General features: G+C 63.3%; 6 protein-coding genes. 1 reads left to right on the top strand and 5 read right to left on the bottom strand.

What is annotated here, in order from left to right:
- Positions 1-69: 69 nt before the first annotated feature.
- The 5 genes from DCY11_RS07515 to DCY11_RS07495 form a co-directional block, all read right to left on the bottom strand.
- A complete protein-coding gene (locus DCY11_RS07515; RefSeq protein WP_159079869.1) occupies positions 70-2,424 on the bottom strand; it encodes a DUF3141 domain-containing protein in 2,355 nt (784 codons plus the stop codon).
- Positions 2,414-3,178, bottom strand: a complete 765-nt coding sequence (fabI, locus tag DCY11_RS07510) for an enoyl-ACP reductase FabI (protein ID WP_108682367.1) — start codon at positions 3,176-3,178, stop codon at positions 2,414-2,416. The genes DCY11_RS07515 and fabI overlap by 11 nt, the downstream gene beginning before the upstream one ends.
- Positions 3,179-3,342: 164 nt before the next feature.
- A complete protein-coding gene (locus DCY11_RS07505) occupies positions 3,343-4,521 on the bottom strand; it encodes an osmoprotectant NAGGN system M42 family peptidase (RefSeq protein ID WP_108682366.1) in 1,179 nt (392 codons plus the stop codon).
- Positions 4,522-4,593: 72 nt separating this feature from the next.
- Complete coding sequence (ngg, locus tag DCY11_RS07500; protein ID WP_108682365.1) at positions 4,594-6,357, bottom strand: N-acetylglutaminylglutamine synthetase; 1,764 nt, start codon at positions 6,355-6,357, stop codon at positions 4,594-4,596.
- Positions 6,358-6,364: 7 nt separating this feature from the next.
- On the bottom strand, positions 6,365-8,140 hold the full coding sequence (locus DCY11_RS07495; RefSeq protein WP_108682364.1) for an N-acetylglutaminylglutamine amidotransferase: 1,776 nt from the start codon (positions 8,138-8,140) through the stop codon (positions 6,365-6,367).
- Between the two features lie 455 nt (positions 8,141-8,595).
- On the opposite strand from DCY11_RS07495, the gene DCY11_RS07490 reads away from it, so the two are divergent.
- Positions 8,596-12,039 (top strand): L,D-transpeptidase family protein, encoded by a 3,444-nt coding sequence (locus DCY11_RS07490; RefSeq protein WP_159079868.1) that lies wholly within the window; start codon positions 8,596-8,598, stop codon positions 12,037-12,039.
- Positions 12,040-12,041 lie beyond the last annotated feature (2 nt).

Raw genomic sequence — 12,041 nt, 5'->3', positions numbered from 1 at the left:
GTATGCCTCCTGCGGTCTACTGCTTTCCGCTGTAATAACGCTCGGTTCGTCAGGCGAAACCCCGGTGCCTCAAGCGCCAATGCGCATGCCGGAAGCCACGCCGTTGGTCCTGCCTGGGGCGGGTTCCTTCCACCCCCGGGCCATCGTGTACAATGTTGATTGCAATTGCTTGAACATGGCGATCGTTCGTTCATCCATCTCTTCGATGGGACCGACGATGTCGAAGACAAGATTGACCGCACGGACACGGTCGACGTCGTCACGCAGCAGCACCGGGAGAGACGAGACGGCACCGTCGCCGGCGAATTCGACGATCATGTTCTGCTCGTTGATGAGGCGGGCCCGCCGGTCCGGCGTCATCGTATCGAATGGCGCGCGCGAATGGAGTAGGCGGTTGGTACGCTCTAGGCGGTCGCGCCGGACGGAGCCGCGCGCACGTGCCAGTAGGATCAACATGCGTACGATCGCTTCCTTGTAGCCGCCAGCTTCTGCGCTTCGGATTGCGTCACGAACTTGAGGCAGCCTTCGAATGTTATGCTCTTGCGGGCGGGCCCGGTATGTGGCTCCAAGCCGCATCATCCAAGGGTTCGCGTAGAGTCCGAGGAAAGCGATTTCCATGCAGGCATCACGCATGTCGCGGGCTAGGTTGAAACTCTCCTCGATTACCGTCGCCGACAGGCGCTCTGCCCGTAAGAACGGATTGTCCTCGTCAGCCTGCTCGCGTGCATCCCGTGTCGCTTCCGCCAGCGAATAGATGTCGCCGAACAATGGATTGTCGCTCGAGAAGAATGTGTACTGCGCGCGCATCGGATGCGCTTGGCGCAACGTCTCGGCGACCTCCGGCGTGACGAGCGCACGCAGCAGGGGCTGCATGGTCAGTTCATAGGTTTTGACCGCCCACTCCGAAAGCCGTGCGACGGCGGCGAAAGCCGCTTCTTCTTTGCGGTCTCCTCCAAGCGCCAGGATGTCGTCGATCGTGCGGGTCTCGAACGAGACCGTCGGCACGTCATCGCCCTCGTGAATAAGCATCTCGTAGAGACCCGGCGCCAGCGACTCGATCGTCTGGACGACCGAGGCGATCTCCTTGTGCTGCTTACTCGCGACTTTTGCGGACACGAAGATGCCGAGATGACCGATGCTGTCATGGAGCGTGTAGGCGATGACGTGACCGCGCGCGCGCAGTTCCTGGACGGACTCGTAGAGATCGGCGATCCAGAAGAGTGCCTGCTGCGGTGGGGTAATGTTGTCGCCGTGGGAAGCGAATACGACGACAGGCGAATCGATCCGTGTGAGGTCGACCGGCGTGCCGTCGTCGAGCACCGCCTCACCGCGTACCAGCTTGTTGCCCACGAAGAGGTTCTCGACGATCCAGCGTATCTCCGCCTCGTTCATGAAGTAGAAGCCGGACCACCAGCGTTCGAAGTCCAGATAGCGCTCGGAGTCCCAATCGACCTTCGAGAAGATGTCGTAGTTCTTGCGCCAGATCGTCTTGCCGGGATTGAGCTGTTCGAAATTGTGGATCAGCGTCGCGCCGTCGAACTTGCCCGCACCGAGATCGGCGGTCAGCAGAGCCGGAACGGCGCCGCCTTCCATACCGGCGAGATACCGAAACGGATTCTGTCCGACCTTGCCGGCCCAATAGGAGAGCGGCGTGCCCGCGATCACCACGGGTCCCATCAGATCCGGATGGGTCGCGGCCAGGATCATGGCGGCCCAGCCTCCCTGACAATTGCCGGTGACGAGGGGCTTGGAACTCCTCGGATGACGCTCCCGAACCGCTTTCAGGAATTCCGCCTCGGCCGCGCAGACTTCCGCCAGCGTCTGATGCGGCTCGGGGTCCCGGAAGAAGATGACGAAGTAGACCGGGTGGCCGTCGTTGAGCGCCTCGCCCACCTCGGACTCGCTCTTGAAGCCGCCGATGCCGCTTCCCTGACCGGCGCGTGGATCGATGATCACCCAGGGACGGCGGTCGTTGCGGGGCGGTGGCGTACCTTCCGGCGGAATGATCCGCACAAGTGCGTAGTTGGCCGGACGCTCGAGCAACCGTCCGTCCACGATGATCTCGTAGTCGAAGGCGAGGACCGGCGTGAAGCCCTCGGCCTCCCGGGCCGCGCACGCATCGCCGCGCCGGCACAGCGTCTCGAGCGTCAGCACCCAGCGCTGGGCCGCATCCTTCCAATAGGGAGCCAAGCTGGCAGCGGCGAAGGGGGCTGCGAAGCTGGCGGCTAGCCCAGCCCACTCCGCGGCAAGGCCGCTCCAGACTGTGTGGGCCTTCTCCGCGATATCCGATCCGTGCTGTACCGAAAGCTCGCCAAGGAGGCGCGCTTGCGCTTCCGCCTGCTGCAGGTCTTCCGCCGCATGCCGGGCATAGGCGTCCTGACTCTGTGCATAGCTACCGGATCCGCTCGGGGGCTCATCCGACAATGTGATACCCGCCGTCGATGTAGTGCACGCCACCCGTGACGTTCTCCGCCTCGCGGCTGGCGAGAAATGCCGCATAGGCGCCGATATCCTCGATCGACGCCAGGTGATGGGTGGGCGCGCGCTCGGCCGCCTCATTCATCAATTCGTCAAAACGGGAAATGCCAGAGGCGGCGCGGGTCTTCAGCGGCCCCGGGGACAAGGCGTTTACGCTGATGCCCTTGGGTCCGAGCTCCGCGGCCATGTAGCGCGTGACCGACTCCAGCGCGGCCTTGGCCGGTCCCATGATGTTGTAGTTCTCGACAACCTTTTCCGCTCCGAAAAACGAGACGGTCATGCAACTGCCCCCATGGCGCATCAAGGGCTCGGCCCGGCGCACCATGCGGATGAAGGAGTAGACCGAGATGTCCATCGCCGTGATGAAACCATCGCGCGAACAGTCCACCACGCGGCCGTGCAGATCCTCGCGCGGGCAAAACGCGATCGAGTGCAGGCAGATATCGATATGTCCCCAGATTTGACGAATGCGGTCGAACAGCTGCCCGTACTGACCATCTTCGCGCACATCGAGGGGAAGTATGATGTCGGTGCCGAGCTTCTCGGCGAGCGGCCGCACATGCTTCTCGGCTTTATCGTTTTGATAGGTAATCGCAAGGTCCGCGCCTTGGTCGCGGAACGCCTTCGCGCAGCCGAACGCGATGGAGTCCTCGTTGGCGACTCCAAGGACGAGAGCCTTTTTTCCTGCAAGTGAGAACATGGTGTGACTCGGTAGGTCTGTGACAGTGGAACCTACCGGCGTAACATGACACTTCGGATTCAGTACCGGGGTCAGATTGCGCGTTATGGTCGCGGGCGCCCTGGCGCCTAGCGCCTTTTTGGACCTTCCCCTGCCGATTGGCGCTCGGGGAGCCGTGCGCGCCGCTACTCGTCCACCGCCTCGTCTTCGATCGCGTCCATGCGCACATCCGACGAGAGCTTTTGCTCTGCCTTCTCCGTAGGCTGGCTGGTGAAGTCCTCGAGCGTGCTCACCTCCTCGGCGTCGCGCCAGAACGCGATGGGGCTGAGAAGGTAAGCTGTGATGAGTTCCGCCAGAGACCGCAAGGCGTGAACGTGAATGCGTTCCCAGCCGTGGGAGGCATCGATCCCGAAGCAGACCAGGGCCGTGCGGACGTCGTGGCCGGCCACGACAGCCGAGGCGACATCGGACCGGTAATGCCGGAAAACGTCCTTCTGGTAGAAGATGTCGTCCTCGCGGCACAGACGCGCCAGTTTGCGCGTGAGGTGGTAGTCGAACGGACCGTTCTGGTCGGCCATGGCGAGTGTGACGCCGAACTCGGCGCTGTTCTGGCCCGGAGCGGTCGTGCCGTTATCGACCGCGATGAGCGAGGCGATATCTTCCGTCAAGATATTGGCCGCGCCGATGCCGACCTCTTCCTCGATCGTGAAGAGGAAATAGGCGTCGACCGGAAGCTGTTCCTTTACCGCGATCAGGGCTTTCAGCGCCGCGAACATCACCGCCACGCCCGCCTTGTCGTCGAGATGCCGCGAGCTGATGAACCCGTTCTCCATGAACTCCGGCTGGGGATCGATGGAGACAATGTCGCCGACCTCGACGCCGAGCCGCATAGCCTCTTCCGCCGTCGAGCACCGCGCATCCACACGGATCTCCACGTACGGCCAACCCGACGGCTGCTCGTCGACATCGTCGCCGAACGTATGCCCGGAGGCCATCAGCGGCAGGATCGTCCCGCGATAGCTGCCGCGTTCGGTGAAAATCGTGCATCGCGCGCCCTCGGCGAAGCGCGCGCTCCAATAGCCGATGGGCACCACGGCCAAGCGTCCATTGTCCTTGATGGCCTTCACTTGAGCGCCGAGCGTATCGAGATGGGCTGCGATCGCGCGCGCCGGCCGCCGCTCCTTGCCACGCAAGACGGCCCGAATGGCGCCACGCCGCGTGACCTCGAACGGAATGCCAAGCCGGTCCAGCTCCTCGCCGCACCACCGCACCGCATTGTCGGTGTAGCTCGTGGGGCTCGGAATATTGAGGAAAGTCTCTAGCGTGTCGGCAAGGTAGTCGAGATCGATGTGGAGAATAGTCATCACGCAGCCCTGGTGTTCGGAGCGCTTGTCGGCGCGCCCTTCATGGATTGGCTATGGGTAGTACGAGGACGCCTACATTTGAAGCGCTTTGCGCACCGTGGCAGGCACGGTCTGGGGAAACAGAAGGTCGATAAAGCGCGCTGCGGTCGGCTGGGGCTCGTGATTGGCAAGCCCGGGGCGTTCATTTGCCTCGATAAACCAGTAATCCGGTTCCGTCGGGGTCTTCACGATGAAATCGATGCCGGTCACGGGGATTTCGATCGCCTTGGCGGCATTGACAGCGGCGTCGATCAGCGTCCGGTGAAGAATGCCCGTCACGTCGTGAATCGTGCCGCCCGTGTGCAGGTTCGCCGTCTTGCGGACGGCGATGGAGGCGTCAGGCTCGGGAATATCGTCGTAGGTGTAGCCCGCCGCGGCCAGGCATCGTTCCGTCTCCGTGTCCATCGGTATGGACGATTCACCGCCCGTCGCGGCGAGCCGGCGTTTGGTCTGGCGCTCAATGAGTTCCCGCACGGTCGACTTGCCATTGCCGATAATGGTGGCGGGCTTGCGGATCGCGGCCGCAACCACGCGGTAGTTGATGACGACGATCCGAAGATCGACGCCTTGGACGAATTCTTCGAGGATGACCTCGTTGCAGAGCGTCTTGGCGTAGTCGATTGCCGCCTTCGTATCGTCCCAGTTCGTGAGACCCACGGCGATGCCCTTGCCCTGCTCGCCGCGGGCCGGCTTCACCACGATCGACCCATACCGACCCATGAAGGCGCGGGCCGTGTCCTCGTCGTCCACCGTGATCTGCTCGGGAACTCGCACGCCCGCTGCGCTGACGATACGCCGCGTGACCCGTTTGTCGTCGCAGATGCTCATGGCGATCGCGGTGGTGAGCGCTGTCAAACTTTCGCGGCAGGCCACGGAACGGCCGCCATAGGTGAGCCGGAAGAATCCGCCCTCGGCGTCGATGATCTCAGCCGCGATGCCGCGCCGTTGAGCCTCGTCGACGATGATTCGCGCGTAAGGGTTGAGCGCGTCGTACTCGTCGGAAGTTTCGGTGAAAAGCTGCTCGTTGATGACGTTCTTGCGTTTGACGGTGAACGTGGCCCAGCGGATGAAGCCCAGCTTCTCGTACAGCGCGATGGCCAGCTTGTTGTCGTAGAGCACGGACAAATCCATGTACGAACAACCACGTTCCTTGAAGTGCTCGGAGAGTCGGCGCACCAGCGCTTCACCGATTCCAGGCAGCGTCGATTGGGTGTCGACGGCAAGGCACCACAACGAGGAGCCCTTTTCAGGATCGCCGAAGGCCGCGTTGTGGTCGACGCCCGTGACCGTTCCGACGATCGTCTTGGTCTTGTTGTCCACGGCGACGAAGTAGGTGATCGCCTCGCTGTCGCGGTTCTCCCAAAAGAAGTTCGGTGCGACCGTTACCATGCGCCGGGCCGCATAGATGCGATTGATCTCCTCGGCGTCCTGCAGTGAATCCAGTCTGCGAATCTGGAATCCGCGCGGCGCCGTCGTCGACGGCTCGTAGGTTTTGAGATCCAGCCGATAGGTATGCGAGGGATCGAGAAACAGTTCCTGGGGCGCCGCCGCCAGCACCACATGAGGATCGAGAATGTAGAAGGCGATGTCTCGCCGCCCGGGACCTTCCGCTCGCAGGCAGTCGGCCAAATCCGACGCGCTGGCGAATGTTTGGCCGAACAAGAGGCGCCCCCAGCCGCAGTCGAACGCGACGTTGCTTTGGGGACCACCCCGCGGCGACAGGTCCGCACGTGGCGTCGTGCCGTGCGGAGCGCCGTTTTCCGTCGCGCCTTCTACGCTGCTTTTTTCCGTGCTCATGCCGTGCCTAGATGTTGTGGGACTGAAGCCAAAGCTCCAACAACGCACATTGCCAAAGCTCCGATCCGCGCAACGGTGTGATGTGCGATTTCGGGTCTGAGAAAAGACTGTCGAGATAAGCCGGCCGGAACAGGCCGCGATCGCTTGCGGCCTGGCACGACAGCGCGTCGCGGGTCATCTCCAGGACGGGACCGTCGATATATTTCAGCGCAGGCACCGGGAAATAGCCCTTCGGCCGGTCTATCACGGACGAAGGGATAACATCGCGGGCCACATCTTTCAGCACGCCTTTGCCTTCGTCCTTGAGTTTCATCTCGGGCGGCACGCGCGCGGCGAGCTCGACGAGTTCGTGGTCCAGGAACGGCACCCGTGCCTCGAGACCCCAGGCCATGGTCATGTTGTCGACGCGCTTCACCGGATCGTCGACGAGCATCACGGTGGTATCGATGCGCAAGGCGCGGTCCAGCGGCGTCTCGGCGCCGTCTTTCATGAGGTGCGCTTCCACGAGCCGGGCCGGCTCGTCCTCGTCGGCCATCCAGGTCTCGTTCAGGTGCGAGCCGAGTTTCTCGCGGCCACGGTCGAAGAACAGGGCCTTGTAGTCGGTCAGCACGTCGTTGGAATTCGCCAGCTTCGGATACCAATGGTACCCGGCGAAAACCTCGTCCGCGCCCTGGCCGCTCTGCACGACCTTCACGTGCTTCGCCACTTCGCGGGAGAGCAGGTAGAAACCCACATTGTCGTAGGACACCATGGGCTCCGACATCGCCGCGATCGTCTCCGGCAGAGACTCGAGCATGTGCCCCGTGGGGATCATGATCTTGGTGTGGTCGGTGCCGAAATGCTTGGCGATGATGTCCGAGTATTTGAACTCGTCGCCGGCTTCGCCGTGCGCGGCCTCGAAGCCGATCGAGAACGTCTTCAGATGCTGCTGGCCGGCCTCGGCCAAAAGGCCCACGATCAGGCTGGAATCGACGCCGCCGGAGAGCAGCACGCCCACCGGAACGTCGGCGATCATGCGCCTGTCGACCGCGCGCCGCAGCGCGGCGCCGACACGGTCCTTCCACTCGTCGTCACTGGTGGCGAGATCCTCCGCCGAGCGATCGAAGCGCAACTCCCAATACTGGGTGTCCTTGAAGCTTCCGTCGGGCTCGATCAGGCGCAAGGTCGCGGCCGGCAATTTGCGCACACCACGCAGGATCGTGTGCGGCGGCGGCACGACCGCATGAAACGTCATGTAATGCGCAAGGCCGACCGGATCGAGCGCCGTGTCGACATCGCCCGCCGCAACGAGCGCGGGCAGTGTCGAGGCGAAGCGAAGACGCCTGTCCGACATGGTGTAGTAGAGCGGTTTGATCCCGAGCCGGTCCCGGGCCATTGCGACGCGGCCGGTGTCGCGCTCATAGACGACGAACGCGAACATCCCGTTGAAATGCTTCGGTGCCTCTGGTCCCCAGGCATGCCAAGCCTTGAGGACGACCTCGGTGTCGCTGGTGGAGAAGAACCTGTAGCCCTTGGCCTCCAGCTCCGTCCGCAACTCCTTATGATTGTAAATGCAGCCGTTGAAGACGAGCGTGATCCCGAGCTCCGAATCAACCATGGGCTGCTGGCCGCGTTCAGATAGATCGATGATCTTCAAGCGCCGATGGCCGAAGGCGAAGGTGCCGCGCGAGACGATGCCGCCGGCATCCGGGCCGCGCGGAACCATTGAGCAGGTCATGGCCTCCATGGCCTCGACCGATGCAGGCGAGCCGTCGAATGTGATCTCGCCGCATAATCCGCACATACTCTGATGCCTCTCTTGGGATGGTGGTTTCGGCTGGCCGCGCCAGGCCATTCCAAGAATAAAGCAAGAATGGGGCCGGACTCGCGAGGTTTCGCGCGCACCGGCAACGGCGCTCGTAAGAACCTAGAATTGCGTTGATATTGGAAAGTATTGCATCGATGCGTGTATCGATCAAATTGAGGCCCGCTCAATGCCCGGGTCATATCCGCGCAGATGCCGTTTTTTTGGGCAGCGGCCAATGAAATCCTCGGCTCAACTCCCGGCGCGGCAAATATGGCCGTCGAGAAACCACCGGAAAGATGCGAGGCTGGCGTTTTTGTGATGGGCCGCCCCTCGGAAAGCCAAGGAACTGCCCTGTTTTGCCATTATGTTTAGGCTCTTGCGCGATCCTCTGCAAATTCATGAAAGCGCCGACTACATTAGCGTTGAGGCGCGGAGGCTTTGAGGGACGACGAATGAGCGGACGATTCGCCATTATTGGGCTGACAGCGTTGGCCCTTTTGGCATTGGGGATTGGTACGAGCGCGGTTCCGGGCACGGCAACGGCGGAATTCCGCGTGCCCGGCCTCTTCGGCGGCAAGAAGGTCGTCAAGCGCAGACGCTATCGCCGGCCCCCGCCCGTCCAGCCGGTCCGAAATCCCGACCGGATATTCGCGGCCACCTCCGCCAAGACCGTTTCGCCTGAGGTCGCCAAAGGCAGCGACACCGCGCTCGCCGTTGGCACCGCGTCGGCCGCCAGCGTGGCCATGGCGCTGCCGGCGGCAACGCCTCTCGCGGCAAAGTCAGATGATTCCGCCGACGCGGCCGCCGACGCAAACAAGTCCGACGAGACCGAGACGGCCGATGCGGATGACGCAAAGTCGGATGCGGACGGCACGGAGGTCGCTGCGGCGTCCGACTCTGGCGACAGCGAGTCCAAGACCGAAACCGCGGATGCCTCCGACACGAAGCCTGAGCCGGAGTCGACGGCTGAGGCGGAGGCCGAAGCGGACTCTGCAGATGACGACAAGACGGCGGTGACGGACTCTGAGCCTGCGGATGCCGACGAAAGTGCGTCCGAGGAGGCGACCGCCGAGGCGGATGAGGCAGACACGTCAGAGGCTGCTTCCGACACGGCAGCGGTGACGGAAGAGACCGCCGATACGAAATCAGCGGATGCCAAATCCGAAGAAGACGATGCGTCGCCCGACACCAAGACCGCCGATGCGGCGAAGGAGGACGAGGCGTCTGATGCGAAGCTGGCCGACGCCGGGCCGGACAAGTCCGACACCGAGACGGCAGCCGACTCTGAGGCGAACGCCGACGAGGCTGACACGCCCGTAACGGCGGATGCCGAACCTGACGAAGACAAGACGGCCGGGTCCAAGACGGCTGACACCGAGAGCTCCGACGACGAAGCAGCCGAAACCAAGACAGCGGACGCGAAAACCGCTGACGACGAGACCTCCGGCGCGGATGCCGCCGATGAGAAGACGGCAAAGGACGAGACCGCCGACGACAAGGAAGCGGAAGAGCCTCAGTCGAAGAGCGCCGCTACGGACACGTCCAAAGAGACCGAAACCGCATCGGCCGATGCGTCCACCACGTCGGGCGATACCGCAGACGAAGACAAGCTCGACGAAGCGGCCGACACTGCGGCGAAGGCCATGGACACCGCCAACGACGAAGCCGAGACAGCCGCGACGGCCGCGGCTGGAGCCATAGCCGAGAGCAAGGACACCGAGGCCGACGAGCCGGCGAAGGTCGCCGATAGCACCAAGGACGACGACGCGACGGCCAAAGACGCGAAGGTCGAAGACTCGGAGGACGTCGCCGCCAAACAGGCGGATGACGAGAACGTCGATACCAAGAGCGCCGACTCCAAGACTGCCGACGCTAAGGACGCTGACGCCGAGGCTGCCGCGGACGCGGACAGCAAGGACGTCGCCGAGAACGCCGAAGAGCCTGCCGAGGCGGCCGACGATTCCGAGGGCGAGATCGTCACCGCGTCTCTCCCGCCCGCTCCGGAGCCGAAGCCCGAGATCGCGCGTATGGCGAGCCCGGCCAACACGCCGGAACGTGCAGCCGAGACCGCGACAGACCCTGAAGACACCGAGCCGACCCCGGACAGCGAGGTGACTGCCTCGATCTCACCGTCATCCGAGCCCGACGGCATGGCTCAATCGGACGAAGCGCAGGACGTTACGGATGTAACTCGCTCGTCGGACGAAGAACCGGCGGAAGAGCGGCTCGAGCTCGATCCGCGCGCCTATTCCGCGACGGTCGTTCTCGACGTCTCGCCGCCGCCAGGTGCAGAGGCGGACGGCGAGGACGCCAAAGTCGCAGCACTCGAACCCGGTTCGGCCCGTTTGACCCCCGACGATGCTGCGTCCGAAAGCGAAGACACGGAAGAGGCGGTCGACCTTGGACCGCCGCCACCGCCGCCCGTCGATCCTGTCATCGCGGGCGTGCGCTCTAAGCTGGACGGCTCCGCACCGCCCAAGGTGGCCACCGCGGATCTGGAAGCGCTCAAGACGCTGTATGGCGAGCGTGACGACGATCCGCTATGGGTCGCCGAGGACGGCCTGACGCCCAAGGCGAAGACACTGATCGCGACCATCCGCGACGCGGACGACTGGGGTCTCGACGCGGATGCCTACGACGTGCCGTCCCCCAGCGATACGCTGACGACGGACGAAGCCCGGGCCGATGCCGAACTCGCCCTCTCGGCGGCGATTTTGAAATATGCACGACACGCGCAGACCGGCCGGATGACGCCGTCGAGCGCCCACAAACTCTTCGACTTCCACCCGACGGCAAGTGATCCCAAGACGGTCCTCACGGAACTTGCCGCGTCGGACACACCGGACAAATCGCTTCTCGCGCTTCATCCGCAGAGCGAGCAGTATCAGCGCCTGCATGCGTCCTTGGTTCAGGCGCGGGACGCGGCGAAGCAGTCCGGCCGCAACCCGGACAATGACCGGACCGTCCAGCTCATCGCCATCAACATGGAGCGTTGGCGCTGGCTGCCGTCCGACCTCGGCAACTTTCACGTCTGGAACAACATTCCGGAGTTCAAGTTCCGGGTCCTGAAGGGCGGTCGCACGATCTACGAGGAAAAGACGATCGTGGGGCAGACCCAATACGCGACGGCTTTCTTCTCCGCGCCGATGCGGAACATCGTCTTCAATCCCAATTGGACGGTTCCGCCGACGATCGTGAAAGAGGACATCGCACCGAAGTTGAAGGGCCCGCAGCGCTCGGGCGGCTTGTTTGGCGGACGTGAGTCCCGCAACAGGATGCTGAGCCGCTACGGTCTCAAGGTTAGCAAAGGCGGCAAGCCCGTCGATGCGGATGCCGTCGACTGGCAGAACGTGAATGTCCACACCTACACGTTCCAGCAGGATCCTGGTCCCCACAACGTGCTTGGCCAGTTCAAGTTCAACTTCCCGAACAAGCACGCGATCTACATGCACGATACGACCCAGAAGGAGCTGTTCGGGCGCCGCGTACGGACGCTGAGCCACGGGTGCATCCGCGTCAATCAGCCGGCCCGCTTCGCTGCTTTCCTTCTCAATGAGGACAAGGGCTGGTCCATGGGCACGGTTCAGGACATTTTGGCCCGCTCCCAAGGCCAGACCAAGGTGATCGCGCTCGAGCACAAAATCCCGGTCCATCTCACCTACAATACGGCGATCGCCGACGGTTACGGCTCCATCCGTGAATTCGGGGACGTGTACGGCATCGACAACCGCATGGCGGCGAAGCTCTTCAAGAACCCGGCGCACTTCAACGTGCCGGTGTCCGGACCGGAAATCGCCGAGACATCACCGACCCAACGCTATTCCGAGCCCCGTCCACGCCGGCGGCGCACCGCGAATAGCGTCGACGACTTCATCTCCGGGATCCTCGGCAACTAGCC

It is taken from the genome of Methyloceanibacter sp. wino2, assembly GCF_003071365.1.
In the GTDB taxonomy this organism is placed as follows: Bacteria; Pseudomonadota; Alphaproteobacteria; order Rhizobiales; family Methyloligellaceae; genus Methyloceanibacter.
Note: the sequence above shows the minus strand (reverse complement) of the source record. Positions and strands in the feature narration are given on the sequence as shown.